The sequence below is a fragment of the Faecalicatena faecalis genome (assembly GCF_012524165.2).
Lineage (GTDB): Bacteria > Bacillota > Clostridia > Lachnospirales > Lachnospiraceae > Faecalicatena_A > Faecalicatena_A faecalis.
The window spans coordinates 189,150-208,639 of record NZ_JABACJ020000001.1 but is presented as its reverse complement, the minus strand read 5'-3'; the positions used below and the strand labels follow the sequence as shown (position 1 = coordinate 208,639).

The 19,490-nt window shown below is 45.4% G+C and carries 23 protein-coding genes and 1 tRNA gene; 7 read left to right on the top strand and 17 right to left on the bottom strand.

The genetic code is table 11. The features are described from left to right. Positions 1–16: 16 nt before the first annotated feature. From HGO97_RS00885 to HGO97_RS00820, 14 genes are all read right to left on the bottom strand, one after another. Entirely contained in the window at positions 17–601 is a 585-nt protein-coding gene (locus tag HGO97_RS00885) for an HD domain-containing protein (protein WP_216238534.1), read from the bottom strand. 236 nt (positions 602–837) lie between these two features. Further along, positions 838–1,503, bottom strand: coding sequence for a DUF6465 family protein (locus tag HGO97_RS00880; RefSeq protein ID WP_216238533.1), 666 nt, complete (start codon positions 1,501–1,503; stop codon positions 838–840). 117 nt (positions 1,504–1,620) lie between these two features. Next, positions 1,621–2,067 carry a MarR family winged helix-turn-helix transcriptional regulator gene (locus HGO97_RS00875; RefSeq protein ID WP_216238532.1) on the bottom strand — a complete coding sequence of 149 codons (447 nt, stop codon included), beginning with the start codon at positions 2,065–2,067 and terminating at the stop codon, positions 1,621–1,623. A 41-nt stretch (positions 2,068–2,108) separates the two neighbouring features. Further along, positions 2,109–3,170: an NAD(P)H-dependent flavin oxidoreductase gene (locus HGO97_RS00870; RefSeq protein WP_216238531.1), complete on the bottom strand. Its 1,062-nt coding sequence runs from the start codon at positions 3,168–3,170 to the stop codon at positions 2,109–2,111. Between the two features lie 20 nt (positions 3,171–3,190). Beyond that, positions 3,191–4,903 carry an acetyl-CoA carboxylase carboxyltransferase subunit alpha gene (locus tag HGO97_RS00865; RefSeq protein WP_216238529.1) on the bottom strand — a complete coding sequence of 571 codons (1,713 nt, stop codon included), beginning with the start codon at positions 4,901–4,903 and terminating at the stop codon, positions 3,191–3,193. Between the two features lie 98 nt (positions 4,904–5,001). Continuing rightward, positions 5,002–6,339: an acetyl-CoA carboxylase biotin carboxylase subunit gene (locus HGO97_RS00860; protein ID WP_216238527.1), complete on the bottom strand. Its 1,338-nt coding sequence runs from the start codon at positions 6,337–6,339 to the stop codon at positions 5,002–5,004. A gap of 14 nt (positions 6,340–6,353) precedes the next feature. Next, entirely contained in the window at positions 6,354–6,785 is a 432-nt protein-coding gene (gene fabZ / locus HGO97_RS00855; protein ID WP_216238526.1) for a 3-hydroxyacyl-ACP dehydratase FabZ, read from the bottom strand. 125 nt (positions 6,786–6,910) lie between these two features. Next, entirely contained in the window at positions 6,911–7,414 is a 504-nt protein-coding gene (accB, locus tag HGO97_RS00850) for an acetyl-CoA carboxylase biotin carboxyl carrier protein (protein ID WP_216238525.1), read from the bottom strand. Between the two features lie 46 nt (positions 7,415–7,460). Next, a complete protein-coding gene (gene fabF / locus HGO97_RS00845) occupies positions 7,461–8,699 on the bottom strand; it encodes a beta-ketoacyl-ACP synthase II (protein WP_216238524.1) in 1,239 nt (412 codons plus the stop codon). Positions 8,700–8,711: 12 nt separating this feature from the next. Further along, positions 8,712–9,452, bottom strand: coding sequence for a 3-oxoacyl-[acyl-carrier-protein] reductase (gene fabG / locus HGO97_RS00840; RefSeq protein WP_216238523.1), 741 nt, complete (start codon positions 9,450–9,452; stop codon positions 8,712–8,714). Further along, on the bottom strand, positions 9,446–10,366 hold the full coding sequence (gene fabD / locus HGO97_RS00835; RefSeq protein WP_216238522.1) for an ACP S-malonyltransferase: 921 nt from the start codon (positions 10,364–10,366) through the stop codon (positions 9,446–9,448). Before fabD ends, fabG begins: the two co-directional genes overlap by 7 nt. Further along, positions 10,359–11,297, bottom strand: a complete 939-nt coding sequence (gene fabK / locus HGO97_RS00830; RefSeq protein ID WP_216238521.1) for an enoyl-[acyl-carrier-protein] reductase FabK — start codon at positions 11,295–11,297, stop codon at positions 10,359–10,361. The genes fabD and fabK overlap by 8 nt, the downstream gene beginning before the upstream one ends. Before the next feature lie 50 nt (positions 11,298–11,347). Then, positions 11,348–11,572 (bottom strand): acyl carrier protein, encoded by a 225-nt coding sequence (acpP, locus tag HGO97_RS00825; RefSeq protein ID WP_216238519.1) that lies wholly within the window; start codon positions 11,570–11,572, stop codon positions 11,348–11,350. 170 nt (positions 11,573–11,742) lie between these two features. Beyond that, positions 11,743–12,705: a beta-ketoacyl-ACP synthase III gene (locus HGO97_RS00820; RefSeq protein WP_216238517.1), complete on the bottom strand. Its 963-nt coding sequence runs from the start codon at positions 12,703–12,705 to the stop codon at positions 11,743–11,745. A gap of 356 nt (positions 12,706–13,061) precedes the next feature. Here HGO97_RS00820 and HGO97_RS00815 point away from each other — a divergent pair, with 356 nt between their 5' ends. The 7 genes from HGO97_RS00815 to HGO97_RS00785 all read left to right on the top strand — a co-directional run bounded on the left by HGO97_RS00815 (position 13,062) and on the right by HGO97_RS00785 (position 17,082). Next, positions 13,062–13,424 carry a hypothetical protein gene (locus HGO97_RS00815; RefSeq protein WP_216238515.1) on the top strand — a complete coding sequence of 121 codons (363 nt, stop codon included), beginning with the start codon at positions 13,062–13,064 and terminating at the stop codon, positions 13,422–13,424. A 15-nt stretch (positions 13,425–13,439) separates the two neighbouring features. Continuing rightward, on the top strand, positions 13,440–13,679 hold the full coding sequence (locus HGO97_RS00810; protein ID WP_216238514.1) for a hypothetical protein: 240 nt from the start codon (positions 13,440–13,442) through the stop codon (positions 13,677–13,679). A 253-nt stretch (positions 13,680–13,932) separates the two neighbouring features. Continuing rightward, entirely contained in the window at positions 13,933–14,052 is a 120-nt protein-coding gene (locus HGO97_RS23620; RefSeq protein ID WP_330641341.1) for a winged helix-turn-helix domain-containing protein, read from the top strand. A gap of 222 nt (positions 14,053–14,274) precedes the next feature. Continuing rightward, positions 14,275–15,291 (top strand): PD-(D/E)XK nuclease family transposase, encoded by a 1,017-nt coding sequence (locus HGO97_RS00800; RefSeq protein WP_216238511.1) that lies wholly within the window; start codon positions 14,275–14,277, stop codon positions 15,289–15,291. 336 nt (positions 15,292–15,627) lie between these two features. Then, positions 15,628–15,777 (top strand): hypothetical protein, encoded by a 150-nt coding sequence (locus HGO97_RS00795; RefSeq protein ID WP_216238509.1) that lies wholly within the window; start codon positions 15,628–15,630, stop codon positions 15,775–15,777. Between the two features lie 18 nt (positions 15,778–15,795). After that, positions 15,796–15,879 (top strand) — tRNA-Leu (locus HGO97_RS00790). 186 nt (positions 15,880–16,065) lie between these two features. Beyond that, positions 16,066–17,082, top strand: coding sequence for a uroporphyrinogen decarboxylase family protein (locus HGO97_RS00785; protein WP_216238507.1), 1,017 nt, complete (start codon positions 16,066–16,068; stop codon positions 17,080–17,082). A gap of 102 nt (positions 17,083–17,184) precedes the next feature. On the opposite strand, the gene HGO97_RS00780 is transcribed toward HGO97_RS00785, so the two are convergent. From HGO97_RS00780 to HGO97_RS00770, 3 genes are all read right to left on the bottom strand, one after another. Continuing rightward, positions 17,185–17,937 carry a J domain-containing protein gene (locus HGO97_RS00780; protein WP_216238499.1) on the bottom strand — a complete coding sequence of 251 codons (753 nt, stop codon included), beginning with the start codon at positions 17,935–17,937 and terminating at the stop codon, positions 17,185–17,187. A 95-nt stretch (positions 17,938–18,032) separates the two neighbouring features. Beyond that, positions 18,033–18,440, bottom strand: coding sequence for a zinc-ribbon domain-containing protein (locus HGO97_RS00775; RefSeq protein WP_216238497.1), 408 nt, complete (start codon positions 18,438–18,440; stop codon positions 18,033–18,035). Positions 18,441–18,575: 135 nt separating this feature from the next. Next, positions 18,576–19,484 carry a DUF4340 domain-containing protein gene (locus HGO97_RS00770; protein ID WP_216238493.1) on the bottom strand — a complete coding sequence of 303 codons (909 nt, stop codon included), beginning with the start codon at positions 19,482–19,484 and terminating at the stop codon, positions 18,576–18,578. Positions 19,485–19,490: the final 6 nt, after the last annotated feature.

Below are 19,490 nucleotides of genomic sequence, written 5' to 3'. Positions count from 1 at the left end.
CTCCTGATCCTACATTCTATTCATCGATAATGTTTCCTTTTTCAATATGTTTCTGCACAATATTCTTCATAAATTCCCATACATCCTCGGATGTCTCCTCGATTTTCTCATTCCTCTTATAAATCTGGGACTTCTTCACACCGTGCTCTGCCCAGCTTTTTCCACCGCTTGCATCGTTTAAGAGGAGAGGCTGGAAGTTATCCAAAAGATGTGCATATTTAGCTTCTTTTGTCTCATAGGATTCGAATTCTTCCCATAATTCTCGGAAGTACTCTCCCTGATCCTTTGGAAGCAGTCCGAAGATCCGATCCGCAGCCTGAACCTCCCTGGCACGCTTCGTCTCCGCTCCCCGGGAATCATACGCATAGGTATCTCCCGCATCAATTTCGACCAGATCGTGAATCAAGACCATGACCATCACCTTCATCACATCCACACCGGGCACATATTCCTTAAGGAGCATTGCCATCAGTGCGATATGCCAGGAGTGTTCGGCATCATTTTCCTTCCTCTCTCCGTCAGCCAAATAGGTCTGACGATAAATATTCTTCACTTTGTCGATCTCTCTGATAAATTGAATCTGCTGTTCTATTCTCGTCATCTTATTCCCTCTTTCCTCCATCACTGATTCTTTCCGCTGCCAGGATTGCCTGACGGCGTTTGTCCTATCTGCAATTTTATCACATTCTGCAGAGGATTGCCATGTACTCTGCCAAAAAGCCCGCCTCGGTTCCTTTTCTAAATGGTAGTTTAATATAGAAAAAACCCCGAATGCCGGAATGAAATTTCAATCTCATCCCGCATTCGGAGTCTTATGATTATGTATCATGAATTTTATTATAAGTCTACTTTCCCTGTTGTGTCTCCATTAATTACATAATATGCAGCAAATTCTTCTGGCTTTAAGTAAATCTTGACGTCTTTCATGTCGCCGACTTTGTTTTTTAACTCTTTTGTCCATACATCTTTGACCTTCTGGAGAATCTCCTTCTGAGTATACTCTCTTCCGGCAAACTGCAGGAATAATTCGGTGCTTACTTCTGCCTTCTTTGTCGTTCTCTTTGCTGTCGTTTTTGCCGCTGTAGTCTTTGCTGTTGTTGTCTTCGCCGTTGTCTTTCTGGCTGCTCTCTTAGCTGCCGGCTTTTCTTCTTTTGCAGGTTCAGGATCTTTTAAAACTGCGGCTCTTGTCTCGATGGCCTTGGTGGTATCCTTCTTCGTCTCAATCGCTTTTGCCTTGCCCGCCTTTGTCTCGATGGCTTCTGTCTTAACCTGTACTTTCTTGACCGTATCCTTGTCAACTGATTCAGCCTTAACTGCTTCTGTCTTTGCAGGCTCTGCCTTCACAGGCTCTGTCTTCTTCGGTTCCGCCTTCACTGGTTCTGTTTTTACTGCCTCTACTTTTACCGGAGTCTCTGCTGCTTTTTCTTCAGCCTTTGCTACCGGAGTCTCTACTGCGGTTACTGGTTTCTTCGTTGTTTTCGTTGTTGTTTTCTTTGTTGCCATACTTGCTCCCTCCTGCCAAAACACACTCAAGTATTTAGACTTCAACATAAACATTAATTTTGCTACAAGGTGTATTGTACCTCATTTTCCCGGAAACGTCAAAAAAAGTTTCCATTGTCATTCTTCTGCTTTGTATCCGCGGAAAAATTTTGAAAGGCTCTCCAGTGTTTTTAAAAGAACCGGAATCTCTGTCTCGTCCAGATTCTGAATCACCGCATCTGTCATCTGCATGTGAAAATCTTCATGATGCCGATAGGCCCTGCGCCCCTTCTCGGTCAGACGGATATAGACTACACGTCTGTCAGTCTCACTTCTCTCACGGATGATATACTTCTTATTGACTAGGCTGTTCACAGACGTGGTAAGAGACCCGGCAGTGATGCCGAGCTTCTTGGCTACCACGGACATAGTGCTGTCATCGCCCAGTCCAACGGCCTCTATGATATGCATATCATTGTTGCTGATATCTTTATACTCATCCGTTATAATCGCATCTTCCTCCAATTCCCAGATTTCGTTAAACAGATGTACGAGGATATCGTTGATTGTCTCGTGTGCATTCACAGATGCTGTGCTCCTTTCCGGATTCCTTTTCTGATGTCAGATTACGATGTTAGCCCAAACAGGGAATCCATCACTTCTTTTACTGTCTCCATATGTTCCGCTCTATATGCTTCGGCTCCGCAGAATAATAATGCATCATCCACCTCACCTAACGCAGCATGCACCAGGCTGTCTGTGATGCAGTACGGAATCTCTGCCGGATTACATCTCGCCAGACACCCGTGGCATGGGGTGTGCGCAATCTTCTCTCCTAGCATAACACGTTTCATAAATGGATTCAAGATTGCACGACCCGGCATTCCAACCGGGCTCTTCACGATCACGATGTCATCCTTTTTAGCATTCAGATATGCTTCTTTGTAGCGGATATGTGCATCACATTCCACTGTCGTCACAAATCTGGTCGCCACCTGGACACCGTCCACGCCCAGAGAAAACGCCTTCTTAACATCTTCCTGGTCATAGATACCTCCTGCGAGCACCACCGGAATCTCTGTCTGATATTCCTCTGCGTAAGAACGTACGACCGCAATAATCTTTTTAATCTCCTCTTCATATACCTCTTCGGTATAGGTCTCCAGCTCTTCCTTCTTAAATCCCAGATGTCCTCCTGCCTTTGGCCCCTCGATCACGACCAGATCCGCAGTTCTGTGATACTTTTTGCCCCAGTATTTTAAGATGACTTTAGCCGACTTTTCCGTGGAGACGATTGGAGCGATCTTCACACTACTGTCTTTGACAAGTCCCGGCAATTCTGTCGGAAGCCCCGCCCCGGAGATGATGATGTCTGCTCCTGCCGAAACGGCTGCCTCCACATGCTGCTTATAGTCCCGCAAAGCTACCATGATGTTATATCCAATGATGCCGCCCGGAGAAATGGCCCTTGCCTTTTCCATCTCTTTTGATATGGCCCGGATATTTGCCGCAGATGGATGCTGGTCAAAATCTGGCTCCCGAAAGCCAATCTGAGCAGTGGAAATGATACCGATGCCGCCTTCTTTTGCTACGTTTCCGGCAAGGCTCCCAAGGCTGATGCCGACTCCCATTCCTCCCTGTATCAAAGGGATTTTCGCTGTTTTTTCCCCTATTTTAAGTGCATTCATAATGCTACCTCTCTTTTCTTCTACATCCTTCTAAAGCGCTCATACCGCTTATCTGTCAGCTCCTCTTTAGAGAGTTGTGTGTACGCCTCCAGAAAACAGCTGATCTGCCCGCTCAATGCCGCACAGACCTCTGACAGGTTTTCGTGGGTATAAGATGCGGGCTCGGGAATGACCTTTTCAATCACTTTTAATTCCAGTAGATCTGCGGCTGTCAAACGCATTACCTCTGCCGCCTCACTTGCACGTTTGCTGTCTTTCCACAGAATGCTCGCAAAGCCTTCCGGGGAAAGAATAGAATAGATGGAGTTCTCCAGCATCCACACCTCATCTGCGACCGCCATTGCCAGGGCACCGCCGCTCCCGCCTTCTCCAATTACAATGGAAAGGACAGGCACTCTCAAACCGGACATCTCGAACAGATTTCTGGCGATTGCCTCTCCCTGTCCGCGTTCCTCCGCTTCCAGGCCGCAGAATGCTCCCGGGGTATCGACAAAACAAATGACCGGACGGTTGAATTTCTCCGCCTGTTTCATCAGACGCAGAGCCTTTCTGTAGCCATCCGGGGAAGGCATTCCAAAATTGCGTTCGATATTCTCTTTGGTCGTGTTTCCCTTCGCCTGGGCAATCACGGTAACCGGCATTCCTTTAAAGTAAGCAATTCCTCCGATAATCGCCTGATCGTCCTTAAAGCAGCGGTCCCCATGGAATTCCATAAATCCCTCGAATAAAGCATCGATGTAATCTACCCCTACCGGACGGTCTTTTCTTCTGGATACCTGTACCCGGTCCCAGGAACTGCGGTGCTTATGAATCTGCTCCTGATGGTTCTCCACCACAGCTTCCTCTTGTACGTGTGCCTCTTTGGACATCTCACATCTGCTTCCATCCATCTTGTGAAGAGAAAGAATCCGGGACAATTCTTCTTTCATGTTTTCACGTTCTACAATCTTATCGATAAAGCCATGCTCAAGCAGGAACTCGGAGCGCTGGAAGCCTTTCGGCAGCTTTTCGCCTATGGTCTGCTCAATCACGCGCGGTCCGGCAAATCCAATCAGTGCATTCGGCTCCGCCAGGATGATATCTCCCAGCATGGCAAAACTCGCCGTCACACCACCTGTGGTCGGGTCTGTCAAAACAGAGACATAGAGCTGTCCTGCGTCACTATGGCGTTTCAAGGCTGCGGAGGTCTTTGCCATCTGCATCAAAGAGACGATTCCCTCCTGCATTCTGGCTCCGCCTGAACATGCAAAGATGATCACAGGCAGTTTTTCCTTTGTTGCGCGCTCCACTGCCCGGGCAATCTTCTCCCCTACAGCCTCGCCCATGCTGGCCATCAAGAAGCGCCCGTCGCAGACACCGATCACAGCCGGGTTGCCGTCAATTTGAATCTTCCCTGTGACGATTGCCTCCTCCAGGTTCGTCTTTTCCTTTAAAGCCTGGATTTTCTCCTCGTATCCCTTGAAATCAAGAGGATTCCTTGTTGTAAGGCCGCGGTCCCATTCTTCAAAAGACCCTTCATCCGCAAGCATCTCAATCCTTCTGTATGCGTGGACCCGGAAATATCCATGGCATTTCGGACAGATGTAATATCCATTCTTTACATCCTCCGTAATAATCGCGGCCCCACACTTATTACATTTCCGAAGCAGTCCCTCCGGTACCTCCGGTCTGGATTCCTTTAACGAAATATAACCTTTTCTGCTCGTCTTCTTAAACATATTCTGTAACTTCATAGACAGCTCCTAACTTCTTGTTTGCAAAGGGATTTGCAAAAGGGTCAGGCCCTTTTGCTCTCCGTTTTCTGAATAATCTTAAAACATCGTCGGCACTTTTACTGCATTTTTTCTATAAACTCTATATCTATATCGCCTGACTCGAAATCAGGATGATGCAAAATTTCATATTGATAATCTACATTTGTATCAATTCCTTCAATTATGATCTCGCCCAGGGCGCTCCTCATCTTCCGAATCGCTTCTTTACGGTTCTTGGCATGAACAATCAGCTTTGCCAGCATGGAATCGTAATATGGAGTGACCGTGTAACCGCTGTAAATTGCAGAATCGATACGGACACCTTTTCCACCGGGCAGATACATATCGGTGATGGTGCCAGGTGACGGGCGGAAATTCTTTTTCGGATTCTCCGCATTGATCCGGCATTCAATGGCATGACCTGTTATGGTTACGTCATCCTGGGTATAGCTTAGTTCTCTGCCGTCAGCAATCTTGATCTGCTCCTTGATCAGGTCGATTCCTGTGACCCACTCTGTGACAGGATGCTCCACCTGAATCCTGGTGTTCATCTCCATAAAATAGAAGTTCCCACTCTTCTCCAGAAGAAATTCAATAGTGCCTGCATTGGTGTAATTAGCAGCCTTCGCCGCTTTGACCGCTGCCTCTCCCATCTTCTTCCGCAACTTATCAGAGAGTGCGATAGATGGAGATTCCTCAATCATCTTCTGATGATTTCTCTGCACAGAGCAGTCACGTTCACCAAGGTGAATGACATTTCCATGTTTATCCGCCAGAATCTGAAATTCAATATGCCTCGGGTGCTGCACGAAATGTTCGATATACATGGTTCCGTCGCCGAAAGCCATCTGCGCTTCCTTCTGAGCCGTGTTAAAGCTGCTTTCAAATTCTTCTGGCGTCTCTGCCACACGCATTCCCTTTCCACCGCCACCAAGGGCCGCCTTTACAATAACTGGATACCCGATTTCTGCTGCAATATCAGCCCCTGCTTTTGCATCGTAGATGGGCTCCGTGCTTCCAGGAATCACAGGAACTCCAGCGGCAATCATCGTATTTCTTGCCTCCTGCTTATTTCCCATCTTGCGGATGACCTGTGAAGATGGCCCAATAAATGTGATATTACAGTGCTCACACAATTCTGCAAATCTGCTGTTTTCAGAGAGAAATCCGAATCCCGGATGAATCGCATCAGCCCCGGAAACAAGTGTCGCACTGATAATCTGCTCCATACTCAGATAACTCTGTGTGGATGGAGCCGGACCAATACATACGGCCTCGTCAGCTAACTGGGTGTGTAGCGCTTCTTTGTCTGCCTCTGAGTAGACCGCCACTGTCTCAATTCCCATCTCCCGGCAGGCACGGATAATCCGCACGGCAATCTCGCCCCGGTTTGCAATCAATACCTTTTCAATCATACCTGAACTTCTCCTTACTTCCCAACCATGAACGTCAACTCTGCACTGACAACTACTTTCCCATCCACAGAAGCCGTCGCCTCACCGATTCCAACAGGCCCCTTCTGCTTGATGATCTTCGTCTCCAGCCTTACCTTATCGCCCGGAACGATTTTTCCTCTGAACTTACATTTCTGGATGCCGCCAAAATATGCGACCTTCCCTTTATTATCTTCCTGACTTAAGATTGCCACCGCACCGACCTGTGCCAATGCCTCTACGGTCAGAACTCCCGGCATGACCGGCTCCTGCGGGAAATGTCCCTTGAAGAAATCTTCCCGGTATGTGACGCATTTATATCCCACGGCATACTGCCCTGGTTCATAATCCTCGATATAATCCACCAGCAAAAACGGGTGTCTGTGAGGAATAATCTCCTGAATCTGTTTGATATCTAATCTATTCATCTTTAACCTTCTTTCTCAGTTCCCAATCCACGTACAATTAGACCCAAAAAGCATTTGTCAAGCTCTTGAACTGAACTGTAAACAGAAAATTTCAAAGGGGGGCAGCCCCCTTTGCACCTGATTGTCTATTCTATAACGAACAATGGCTGTCCGTATTCTACGGCCTCTCCATTCTGGACGAGGATTTCCGTGATGGTTCCTGTGAAATCGCTCTCGATGTCATTCATCAACTTCATCGCCTCTACGATTGCAAGAACCTGGCCTTCCTTTACGGTGTCTCCTACCTGTACGTATGGTTCTGCATCCTCGGAAGGAGCCGCATAAAAGGTTCCCACCAGTGGGGATTTCACGATATTGCCGCGGGCCGCTTCGCCCTGCTCCTCATTTTTCGCTGCCGAAGCCAGATCTGATACCGGGGCTTGGGCATTCACCGCGCTTGTCGGAACGATTGTCTGCACAATGGGCTGTAAGGAGGCCTGGCTGGAATCCTGCCCTAAAGCCTGTATCGTGCCTGTCATAGCTGCTGCCTTTTTCAGAGAAAGTTTGACTCCGCCTTCCTCATATTTAAACTCTGCAAGGTTGGATCTGGATATGGAATCCACCAGCTGCAATATTTCCTCTATTCTCATACTATCCGCCTTTCGCACTAACGTACCGTCTCAATGATGCAGTACATTAGCCTTCATACTTCTTCAACAACAAAGTCGCATTATGTCCGCCAAAGCCAAGGGAATTGGTCAGCACATAATTTACCTCTTTTTCTACCGGTGCTCCGACTGCATAATTCAAATCGCACTCTTCATCCGTTTCAACGGTTCCCATGGTCTGATGAATATAACCGTCCAGTATACTTTTCACGCATACGACAAACTCTACGCCACCGGCTGCCCCAAGCAGATGTCCGATCATGGATTTCGTGGAGTTGATGACCACATCCTTCGCCGCATCTCCCAGTGCATACTTAATTGCCCTTGTCTCGAACAAGTCATTGTGGTGTGTGCTGGTTCCATGGGCATTGATATAGTCGATCTGTTCCGGCGCTACATCAGCCTCTTTCATGGCAATCTTCATCGCCATCCCGGCACCTTCTCCATCCTCCTGCGGAGAGGTGATGTGGTAAGCATCTCCTGTTGCACCATAGCCGACTACCTCTGCATAGATTTTCGCACCTCTGGCCTTCGCGTGTTCGAGTTCTTCCAGCACTACAATTCCGGCACCCTCTCCGAGCACGAAGCCGTCCCGTTCCTTATCAAACGGAATGGAAGCACGCCTCGGGTCTGTGGAAGTAGAAAGTGCAGTCAGTCCGGCAAATCCGGCTACCCCTGTCGGGCAGATACAGCTCTCTGTTCCTCCTGCCACCATGATATCGGCATCATCATACTGAATCGCACGGAACGCATCTCCGATACAATTCGTACCGGAAGCACATGCCGTCACCACGTTGGTACATTTCCCCTTCAGACCTAACTGGATGGAAACATTACCTGCTGCCATGTTGGAGATCATCAGAGGCACCATCAGAGGATTTACTCTGCTCGGTCCCTTTTCCACGATCTTCGTGTAATTCTTCTCCACCGTCTGCAGGCTTCCGATTCCAGAGCCGACGATGACACCCGCACGGTATGCATCTTCCTTCTCCATATCGATCCCTGCATCCGTAAATGCTTCCTTTGCTGCAGCGACCGCATACTGGGAAAATAATTCCATTCGCTTTGCCGCTTTAAAATCCATGCGCTCTTTCGCCACGAAATCCTTCACTTCTGCCGCAATCTGTACTTTATATTCTGAGGCGTCAAACTTCGTGATTGGTCCGATTCCGACTTTTCCTGCCCGAATTCCACTCCAGAATTCCTCTACTGTATTTCCAATCGGGGTGACTGCTCCCAGCCCGGTTACTACAACTCTTCTCTTCATAATTCTCTCCTTTTACATTGCCATTCCGCCGTCTACACACAGCACCTGTCCTGTGATATAACGAGCCTTGTCAGAAGCCAGAAATGCCGCTGCCTCTGCGATATCCTCCGGTTCTCCGAAGCTGCCCAGTGGAATCTGTGCCACCGCGCCTTCCTTTACCTTTTCAGGCAGATCCTGTGTCATCTCTGTATTGATAAATCCCGGTGCGATTGCATTGACTGTGATTCCCCTGGATGCCAGCTCTCTCGCCGCTGATTTTGTCAGTCCGATCACGCCTGCCTTAGACGCAGAATAATTCGCCTGCCCCGCATTTCCCAGGACGCCGGATACAGAAGAAAGGTTGATGATTCTACCACATCTCTGCTTCATCATCTGTCTGGATGCAAAACGGATACAATTGAAGGTCCCTTTCAGATTCGTATCCACAACCGCATCAAAATCCTCTTCAGACATTCTCATCAGAAGACCGTCTCTTGTAATTCCCGCATTATTCACGAGGATATCCAGTCTGCCAAATTCAGAAATCACTTCTTTTATAAAATTCTCACAAGCCTGGAAGTCAGACACATTACACTGCATAACTGCTGCCTTCCCGCCATTTTTTTCAATCTCACTTTTCACTTCCTCTGCTCTGTCGGCAGAGCCATTATAATTGATCACAACTGCCGCACCCTCAGAGGCCAGTTTCAAGGCAACAGCCCTTCCGATTCCTCTGGATGCCCCTGTGACAACCGCTACTTTTCCTTCTAACATAATTCACTGACCACCTTGTCTACATCTTCCCATGAACCTACATTGTATACCTTTACATTTCTGTCTATCTTCCGCATGAAGCCTGCCAGCGTTTTTCCCGGGCCTACTTCCACAAAAGTGTCCACACCGGCCGCGATCATATTTTCCACACTCTGCTGCCAGCGGACCGAGGATGCCACCTGCTGTTCAAGCAAAGCCTTCGTCTCACTGATATCCGTCACATATGCCGCAGTTACATTCGTCACATAAGGGAATTCCAGAGTATGTAATTCCACGCTTTCCAGTACCTTCCCAAGTTCCCTGCCTGCTTCTGTAAGCAGCGGGGAGTGGAACGGTCCACTCACATTCAGTGGGAGTACCCGCTTTGCCCCGGCAGCCTTCAATGCTTCAGAGGCTTTTTCCACGCTTTCCTTCCAGCCGGTAATCACGATCTGTCCCGGGCAATTGTAGTTTGCGATACTTGCACCCTCGATCTCACTGAGTACCTTCTCAATCTCCTCTGCCGCCATGCCAAGCACAGCCGCCATGGAGCCTTTTCCTCCCGGAACGGCATTCTGCATCAGGATTCCACGCTTTCTGACCGTCGTAATTGCATCCTCTGCGCTCATCCCGCCTGCCAGAGCGATCGCACAATATTCTCCCAGACTCAATCCGGCGGCCACATCCGGCTTTAACCCTCTCTCTTCCAGGGCCTTTGCCATAGCAAGACAGGTTGTCACCAAAGCAGCCTGTGTATATTCGGTCTGATCCAGCAAATCATTTTCCTCAAAGCACAATGCCTTCATATCTATATCCAACAGTTCAGATGCTTTGTCAAAAATCTGAGCCGCTGTTTCACTTTGTTCATAAAAATCTTTTCCCATTCCAGCTTTCTGCGCGCCTTGTCCGGGAAATATAAATGCAGTCTTACTCATAAAATCCTTTTCCTCCAATCAGGTCGTCGGTCTCCTTCACAAGCTTCATAATCAGCTCCTGACAGGACAACTCTTCCTTGACCATTCCTGCGATCTGGCCTGCCATCACACTGCCGTTCACGACGTCGCCCTCTACCACGGCTTTTCTAAGGCCGCCTAAAGTCAGGAGTTCCAGCTCCTCAAAGGAAGCGCCCCCCTGCTCTTTTTGCAGATATTCCTTTGTCATCTGGTTGCGTAGGGCGCGCACCGGATGTCCTGTCGTGCGTCCGGTCACTCTGGAGTCGATATCCCGGGCCTTTATGATACATTTTTTATAATTTTCATGAACAATAGATTCTTTCGTAACCACAAAGTGAGTTCCCATCTGTACGGCCTGTGCACCTAACATAAATGCTGCCGCGATTCCTCTGCCGTCCGCAATTCCTCCAGCAGCGATGACTGGAATACTCACCGCATCTACAACCTGCGGTACCAGTACCATGGTTGTATTTTCACCGATGTGTCCGCCTGCCTCTGTTCCTTCTGCCACCAGGGCATCTGCCCCGCAGCGCTCCATACGCTTTGCCAGTGCAACAGATGCAACAACAGGAATCACCTTTACTCCTGCTTCTTTCCACATCTTCATATATTTTTCAGGAGACCCGGCACCAGTCGTTACGACCTTCACGCCCTCCTCCACAATCACTTTTGCCACTTCGTCCGCATAAGGACTCATCAGCATGATATTCACGCCAAATGGCTTTTTCGTCAGCTTCTTCGCTTCTTTAATCTGTTCCCGTACCCAGTCGGCCGGCGCGCTCGCCGCACCAATCAGTCCAAGCCCGCCGGCTTCTGATACGGCGGCTGCAAGATGATATTCAGCAACCCATGCCATTCCACCCTGGATGATCGGATATTCAATTCCTAAAATTTCGGTTACTTTTGTCTTCATACTAACAACCTTTCCTTTTTAAACTTATGAATCTACTTATTTGAATCTTCTTATTTGTGAGCTTCCAGATATTTTACAACATCACCGATGGTACCGATCTGCTCTAAATCTTCTGATGGGATCTCCACATCAAATTCTTCCTCGAAAGCCATAACTACTTCAAATAAGTCCAGTGAGTCTGCTGCCAGGTCCTCTTTGAATGAAGTTGCCTCTGTAAGTGTTGTAATTTCTGCTCCTAATGATTCTGCTACGATTTCTTTTACTTTCTCTAACATAGTTTTAAATTCCTTTCTTACTCTTCTCTTTTATTTTCATAGATATTTTTTCGGATTGTGGGAGCACCAGGTGCTGTACAATCCATAGATATGTAATCCGGCATGACCGGGTATTACCTGAAACACTGCGTTTCATCCTGTTTTTGAGACTGGCTGCTTCTCTTAAGCTTCTACCACTCAAGGCAGACAGCCCCCCAGGACAAGCCTGCCCCGAAACCTGCCATGACCAGCTTATCTCCCTTTTTGAGCATGCCCTTCCGATTGACCTCATCCAGAAGAATCGGGATGCTGGCCGAGGAGGTATTCCCATACTCCTGCAGGTTCATCGGAAATTTACCGATCTCTGCTTTCAATCGTTTTGCGACAGACTCTACAATACGTTTATTAGCCTGATGCAGGATAAAATAGTCAATATCGCTGACCGAAAATCCTGTCCCCTCAAGCGCCTCTCCAATCACCTCCGGCACCCTTCTGACTGCAAATTTAAAAACTGCCTGCCCATTCATATGCATATAAGAATCTAAATCCTCTTCCTCTGCCGGACGGTACTTCCTGTGCCTGCTCATACAGGTCAGTGCATCGCCTAAGCTTCCGTCTGAATGCGTGACCGGCTGATAAAACGTGCCTTCCTCTGCTTTCAGTACTGCCGCTCCGGCTCCGTCTCCAAACAAAATGCAGGTCCCACGGTCTTCCCAGTTCACCGTATTTGACAGACTCTCCGCCCCAATGAGCAATATCGTCTTATATACGCCAGAAGCGATATATGCCTGCGCTGTATTATAGGCAAATAAAAATCCCGTACATGCTGCATTCAGGTCGAACCCGGTGGCATTGACTGCCCCCAGCTCCTTCTGCACCTCGCAGGCCGTGCATGGAAGCATCACCTCTGAAGTAAACGTCGAAACCAGGATCAGATCTAATTCCTCCGGCGCAGTGTCACTGTTCTCAAGTGCACGCCTTGCCGCCTCCACGGACATGGAAACCGTTGTCTCTTCTTCTATAATATGTCTCCTGACGACCCCGGTCCGCTCACGTATCCACTCGTCATTTGTGTCCACCATCTTAGACAGATCGTTATTGTCCAGAAAATGTGCTGGCACGTATGAACCTGTTCCACATATCTTTCCTATCATAATTATTCTCCATGTTTAATTTCATTTCCAAATATTTTTATTTTAAAATACTTTGATTATCAAAGTATATCATAATTCTCTTAATTGTCAATAAGAAATTTTTAGTAACTATTCAGCCATGCGGAAAGATTCGTACAGTTTCTGCGTGGGAGCTTGCTCACCAAGCATAAACTGTACAAATCTTTCCATACGGCGTTTAGCCGAAGCGAGATGAAGCGGTTTTAGCGAAATCGAGCTTGTATTGAAGATTTATGTGCAAAAGCAGGAATATCAAGGACGCATTTTATTTATTCTATGCTTCAAAAGAAGAACTATTTTTTGATGTTATAATGAGAATTCAAACTAGGGTAGTTAATTTGACCAAAGCAACACTAGGTGAAACACCTACGAAGGAAAGTTTGTGTAATACTCTAAAGTTGATTTATAGAGAATACATTAAAATACCTTTCATCTTAGAAATGAATTCGCCAGATTTTATAGCATTTATGAATAGATTGCCTAAAGAAAAAAAAATTGAAGAATTAGCATTTCACGGTGATAATGATATTCGTAATATCATCAAGGATTCTAAGCTACAATACAAGATAAATGAAGACAAGGGTAACTCTGCATTTGCTATTCTATTTATGCCGAATTCTAATAAAGAAAAATTGCCATATAATCATTTAGAAGTAATTGATTTTATGATAGAAGTTTTAATTGAAAGTGTATTTGAATAAAAAGGAGGAATTCAAATGAACAACGGATTAGAAGGATTAAGTAAATTCAGAAATTATCTAATTAAGAATTGTAAACATCTAAATACTGGCAGGTCACCTGTTTTTATTTCTATAAGTTTAATTGCAGGCATTTCTCTTGCTACTGGCAGTGTTTTGTTAGCTCCAAAAACAACCGCTGGGCAAATCTGCTTTGGTATAGGTTCAGTTACTGCTGTTCTAAATGGCGCTCAATTAATTTGTAAAAAGTATATTTAAAAACTTTGCAAAAATTTGAGGTGATAAAATGCAAAGGTCAGTAATAAAAAAATATGGAATATATTCAACTTTTCTATTTGTTGTAATATTTCTATCGGTATTATCTGTTATGTTAATATTGACAGGGATTTTATTCCCAATAGGAATGATACTTTTTGAAATAGGGCTATTTGAGCAAATATTTCAATATTATGCTTTTACCATAGAACCTTTTTCCAAAACATTTATGAACGAAAAGGGAGAATGTATATAATTGACCGCAAAAGAATTTGACCTCTTGTACTTTCTCTTTTGTCGTAAGGGACAGGTATTCACTAAAGAACAGCTTTATGATACTGGGGTATCGGCTATAAATTCAATGTTTAAGCGATAATTGGTATTGATGTTTTAAATTTCATCGAAACTTTATAAATTATTAATTGACTGTACATACAGGCTATGGTAGTCTGTACCTATCTTAAGTGGAAGGCACTCATGCCAGTTTCGGTCCACAAGATTTCTATTTAATTCGGTACTTCATTTTCGAAGTTTTATCCGTGATTTAGAACAGTTCCCTTATAAGAACAGATTCATTTTACAAAGGAGAAACGCGCCTATGGCAAAAACACTGAAAGACTATTTCCCGTCGATTCAAACAAGGAAGGGGGTACTGAAAGAAATCGAGAACAGTAAGGAACTTTGGAATACCTTTGACTTGTGGGCGGAAGAACAGCAGGAAGAATTCCTGGATTTCTGTACCGGGGCAAGAGGGGTAAAGATACTTTATGATTCCTTTTTTAAAGAAATATTCAGCCCGGAATATCATCCAGAAAGGCTGGAGACGATTCTGTCCCTGCTTTTGAAAAAAAAAGTAATCATCCGCCAGATCCTGCCCAACGATTCTGTGAGAATTGCAGATGAACAAAGCCTTTTGATAACAGATATGTTGGTAGAACTGGAGGACGGAAGCTTAGCCAATATCGAAGTTCAAAAGCTTGGTTATGCATTTCCCGGTCAGCGGGTCGCCTGCTACTCGGCAGATACACTGCTCAGACAGTACAAGAGGGTGAAAAGCAAGCGAAAGAAACGTTTTACATACAGGGATATCAAAAACGTCTATACCATCGTCTTCTTTGAAAAAAGTACCCAGGAGTTCCGGCAATTCCTGGATCAATATATCCACAGGTCCCGGCAGGTTTTTGACACGGGGCTTGAGTTGGAGACACTACAGGAATACATTCTGATTCCACTTGACATCTTTAAAGAAAGCATGCACAATAAAACTGTAACAAATGAACTGGATGCATGGCTGTCTTTTATGACTTTTGATGAACCCAAACGGATTATCGAGCTGATTGAGTCCTACCCAGAATTCAAGGTCATGTATGAAGAAGTTTATGATATATGCCGTAATATCGAAAGGGTGATGCAGATGTACTCAAAGGAACTGGCGGAACTGGACAAAAATACTGTGCAGTATATGATAGAAGAACAAGAAAAAGTTATTAAGGAGCAGGAACAAATATTGAATCAGCAGGCTAATAAACTAGACCAGCAGGAAGTTCAATTAAATGCACAGAAAGAAGAAATCGAGGCGTTAAAAAAGAAACTTGAAAAATTCTGCAAAAAATAGAATATAAGATACCAGGGTAAATGCAGCCATCAGATAAAAAATATGGCTGCTTTACTTTAAATCTGATTGCACCTAGAGGCTGCGGTATGGTATCATTTAAACAACCTCATTGTTAATTTTCTTAATTGGAGATGAGAATATGGAAAAATTCTTTCTAGTTTTAGCAGTTATATCTATCACAGTTTTAATGGTTTGCTTTTTGATTTACTGTATAACCGGAGAATTTGTGTCCTGGTCGCCACTTTGTATTTTCTTTGAACTTATTTCTATTAGAGGATACAATTATTTAAAAAAGCAGCGTAATTTTTAAGACCATGGCATGCATGGATGTCCTTTATGGCTTATTTGAAGAACTCTGTAAAGAATAAACAAGAAAGAAATGCAGCCCCAGTAAAAAATGTGGCTGCATTTACTTTGAAAATAAACGAATTGCAAAAAAATACAAAAAAATTAATTTTAGGGGTTTACAAACTCAAATCTATATGATATTATATCACTTGTCGAGCGGAAGTGGCGGAATGGCAGACGCGCTAGATTCAGGTTCTAGTGGGAGTTAATCCTGTGAGAGTTCAAGTCTCTTCTTCCGCATAAAGGCTGTAGTCCTAAGGGTTACAGTCTTTTTGTTTTTATCGTCTTTCTACATCTTTTCTTTCTCCCCACCTTATTAAGACCTTAAAAAAACACCAAAAAAAGAATATTGTTTCAAAAATTCCCTTCCTCGATTCGCTATACTTTTCAACATAAAGAGAGTGATTCCCACAGGAGGTAATTAGTATGAAATGTAATATGAAACAATGGGTCGCAGATACAATCAATCAGCCCGTAAAAAAAGGAATGCCCATCTTATCTTTCCCCGCTATCCAGAAAATGAACATTACCGTAAAGGATTTAATCTCCAGCAGTGACCTCCAGGCACGTGCTATGCAGATCGTTGCTAAGAATACAGATGCCGCGGCTTCTGTCAGCTTGATGGATCTTTCTGTAGAGGCGGAATGCTTTGGCTCTTCTATCCGCGTATCAGAAGAGGAGGTTCCGACAGTCATTGGAAGTATCGTAAACTCCGAAGAAGATGCCGATGCCCTTTTAATCCCTGAGATTGGTACAGGACGCACCTCCATCTATATTGAAGCAATAGAAAAGGCCGCCAAGCTGATTGAAGGCAGGCCCATCCTCGCCGGAGCCATCGGACCTTTCTCTCTTGCCGGAAGACTCATGGATGTGTCTGAAGCTATGATCTACTGCTATGAAGAGCCAGATATGGTACATACGGTCCTTAAAAAAGTCACTAAGTTTATTATCAACTACTGCAAAGAATATAAAAAAGCAGGAGCAAACGGAATCGTCCTCGCAGAGCCTCTTGCAGGACTTCTTTCCCCATCACTCGCAGAGGAGTTCTCCGCTGATTACGTAAAACAGATTGTAGATGCCGTACAGGATGATGAGTTCATCATTGTCTACCACAACTGCGGAAACTGTACAATCCAGCAGATCGACTCCATCATTGCGACAGGCAGTCCGTTCCTCCACTTCGGCAATGCGATCGATATGGCAGAAATCATGCCGCACATTCCGGCAGATGTGATTGCCGCAGGCAATGTCGATCCTGCCGGACAGTTCAAAAACGGCACCATGGAATCTGTGAAAGCTGCCACAAAAGAAATCATGGAAAAATGCTGCAAATATCCGAACTTTGTCATTTCCTCTGGATGTGATATCCCGCCACTTTCCAAGTGGGAAAATATAGATGCATTCTTCGAGGCAGTCCATGAATATTACCAGGCAAACGCTTAGGTGCCAGGCCTTTGATATCAAAAAGACAGATACTTTCAAGTAAACTCCCTCTTGAAAGTATCTGTCTTTTTCTAGTTTCTATTGCCTTAAACTGGATATCTCTTACGTATATCCGCCGAAACCGCCACCGTATCCACCCCCGTTACAGCAGATTCCACTGCCGCAGCATAGGTTGCATGCAAGGTTGGCTACACACAACTTTACACAGAAATCATTGCCACCCATTGTTGGATATCCATATGCTCTCTGCCGCTGCTGGTACCAGCCTCCTGTGCCTTGAAGACGGTTGAGCAGCATTTGATACTGCATATTATTAGGCTCCAGCCGTACAGCCTCCTTTGCATGTTCCAGAGCAGTTACATTGTTCCCCATACCGGAATGAGCCGATGCACTGTAAAAATACCACAGGGCGCCTCTGTCCCGAATCCCATCCAAAACATTCAATGCTTCTTTATAATGTCCACTCTGTATGTAGTTGACTGTTGCCCGCAGATGTATATCCGACTCACTATTCCCTGTATAGCCCTGGCTGCTTCCCGGACCATAGCCTCCAAAACCGCCGAAATTTCCAAAGCCGCCATACCGTCCAAAACCTCCATAGCTTCCAGCTCCCTGCTGCCCGCCATATCCTGGTCCATATCCGCCCGCCTGACCAGTATATCCTTTCTCGCGTTCATCCATGATCTGCTGGTAGGCCTGCTGTACCTCTTTGAACTTTGCTTCTGCCTCTTCCTTCAGAGGATTGTTAATATTTGCATCCGGGTGGTACTTCCTGCTTAACGCCCGGTAAGCCTTCTTTACTTCATCGTCAGAAGCGTCCCTTGACACCCCCAACACCTTATAAGGATCTATCATTTTCCCTTTATACCCTCACTTAGTATTTCTTCCATCCAGCATAACGTCCCCAAAATAACAGGACAATAAATCAATCTATTCTACCTAATATCGTACTAGCTCTTCTTTATAAATGTGGTACTGCATTTCGGACATCGTACCTCGATCTTACCTTTTCCCTTCGGAATTCGGATCTTCTGTCCGCAGCTTGGGCATTTATAAATGTGATATGCCTTTCTCTGCTTCCACAGATTCTTCTGCTTCTGGAAAAAGCAGCGGATCTTGTAGGTCTTTGCCAGATACGTCTGATTCTCCGCATATCTCTTTGTCACATTCCTGGAAAACATTCGGAAATAGCAGTAGATGATGAGAACCCACCCTAATAAGTAACAGAATGTTCCGACTGTCTTTCCTGCAAAAATAGAAGACAGGAATACGACCACCAATCCCAAAATAAGCAAAAACTTAGAACAGTTGTCTATTCCATAACGTCCCTGCATGAACCGCATGAATTTTTCTCTCATTTTTTCAACCTCTCTTTATTTGCGGCCGCAGGGAATCTGCTGAATCATTCCCCCACGGCGCTTCACTTACATGAAAGATATTGTCCTCTGTTTTCAGCAGATTGTCAAGAAAACTCTTATTAAATAAATATAAATTTATTCTTCATTTAATATATTTTTACATACTTCATCTGAAATCAGATATACGATCCTGGAATCGTTCATCATCACGTACCGGTTCTTATCAGCATCCGTATTTCCTATATAGAGTGTCAATGTCTTCTCCTTTTTATCCAAAGTATAGGCTGCCTCAACTGTCGTTCTGGACGCTTCATCCAATCCGTATTGTGCAAGATCTTTATCCTCCACAGAATAGTCTGCCACCTTCTGAAGTGTCACTGCACCCAGACCGCCTGCGACGGCTGCAATATTCTTAGAGTCCTCTTCCTTCTCAGAATCATAGGTCGTTGTCTTACCATCCTTTGTTATGATTTCCTTTTTCAGGTTGCCGCTTCCGATGGTAGGGAAGGTATCGAGCTGTGCCATATCATCCAGCGAATACTGCAGGTCAGAGATCGTTGTATTGCTGACCGTATAGACCTTTTTTGTATCTCCTACCGTCACATAATAAGAATCCCCTGTGGAGCTGCCGTAATACAACGTCGTCTCTTTTCCTTCGGCATCCTTTAACACCACCGTATACACCGGGTCCGTCAGCCCGTATGCTTCCAGAGAATCACCATCCTTTAGTTCACGCTCCGCCTTCAAATGTCCGAACTCTTCTGCCATTTTTTTAGGATAGCTCTGCGCCAGAGGGAAATCCATATCCGGGGCATAATACCATACATCCCCCTCCTTCTTGAACTCCATATCACCGCTGCCTGTATCATATTGAATTCCTTTCACTTCCCCTATATCCGTGAGATAGACCTGCTTTGCCTCTTCCTTTGCCTGCTGTTTTTTCTCCTGGCTTTTATTCCACGACTGCAGGATAAAATATACTGCCGCAAGAATCAGAAGAACACTCAGCAGCAGGATCATCGATTTCTTCTTTTTCTGTCCCATATGCCC

Excerpts from the sequence above, each read along its gene's own strand:
- fabZ (WP_216238526.1), bottom strand. The coding sequence starts at position 6,785 with ATGAATAGATTAGATATCAAACAGATTCAGGAGATTATTCCTCACAGA.
- acpP (WP_216238519.1), bottom strand. The coding sequence starts at position 11,572 with ATGTTAGAGAAAGTAAAAGAAATCGTAGCAGAATCATTAGGAGCAGAA.
- HGO97_RS00865 (WP_216238529.1), bottom strand. The coding sequence starts at position 4,903 with ATGAAGTTACAGAATATGTTTAAGAAGACGAGCAGAAAAGGTTATATT.
- fabF (WP_216238524.1), bottom strand. The coding sequence starts at position 8,699 with ATGAAGAGAAGAGTTGTAGTAACCGGGCTGGGAGCAGTCACCCCGATT.
- HGO97_RS00785 (WP_216238507.1), top strand. The coding sequence starts at position 16,066 with ATGAAATGTAATATGAAACAATGGGTCGCAGATACAATCAATCAGCCC.
- fabG (WP_216238523.1), bottom strand. The coding sequence starts at position 9,452 with ATGTTAGAAGGAAAAGTAGCGGTTGTCACAGGGGCATCCAGAGGAATC.
- HGO97_RS00780 (WP_216238499.1), bottom strand. The coding sequence starts at position 17,937 with ATGATAGATCCTTATAAGGTGTTGGGGGTGTCAAGGGACGCTTCTGAC.
- fabD (WP_216238522.1), bottom strand. The coding sequence starts at position 10,366 with ATGAGTAAGACTGCATTTATATTTCCCGGACAAGGCGCGCAGAAAGCT.
- accB (WP_216238525.1), bottom strand. The coding sequence starts at position 7,414 with ATGAGAATAGAGGAAATATTGCAGCTGGTGGATTCCATATCCAGATCC.
- HGO97_RS00770 (WP_216238493.1), bottom strand. The coding sequence starts at position 19,484 with ATGGGACAGAAAAAGAAGAAATCGATGATCCTGCTGCTGAGTGTTCTT.
- HGO97_RS00795 (WP_216238509.1), top strand. The coding sequence starts at position 15,628 with ATGGCTTATTTGAAGAACTCTGTAAAGAATAAACAAGAAAGAAATGCA.
- HGO97_RS00775 (WP_216238497.1), bottom strand. The coding sequence starts at position 18,440 with ATGAGAGAAAAATTCATGCGGTTCATGCAGGGACGTTATGGAATAGAC.
- HGO97_RS00870 (WP_216238531.1), bottom strand. The coding sequence starts at position 3,170 with ATGAATGCACTTAAAATAGGGGAAAAAACAGCGAAAATCCCTTTGATA.
- HGO97_RS00885 (WP_216238534.1), bottom strand. The coding sequence starts at position 601 with ATGACGAGAATAGAACAGCAGATTCAATTTATCAGAGAGATCGACAAA.
- HGO97_RS00810 (WP_216238514.1), top strand. The coding sequence starts at position 13,440 with ATGAACAACGGATTAGAAGGATTAAGTAAATTCAGAAATTATCTAATT.
- HGO97_RS00820 (WP_216238517.1), bottom strand. The coding sequence starts at position 12,705 with ATGATAGGAAAGATATGTGGAACAGGTTCATACGTGCCAGCACATTTT.
- HGO97_RS00860 (WP_216238527.1), bottom strand. The coding sequence starts at position 6,339 with ATGATTGAAAAGGTATTGATTGCAAACCGGGGCGAGATTGCCGTGCGG.
- fabK (WP_216238521.1), bottom strand. The coding sequence starts at position 11,297 with ATGAAGACAAAAGTAACCGAAATTTTAGGAATTGAATATCCGATCATC.
- HGO97_RS00880 (WP_216238533.1), bottom strand. The coding sequence starts at position 1,503 with ATGGCAACAAAGAAAACAACAACGAAAACAACGAAGAAACCAGTAACC.
- HGO97_RS00800 (WP_216238511.1), top strand. The coding sequence starts at position 14,275 with ATGGCAAAAACACTGAAAGACTATTTCCCGTCGATTCAAACAAGGAAG.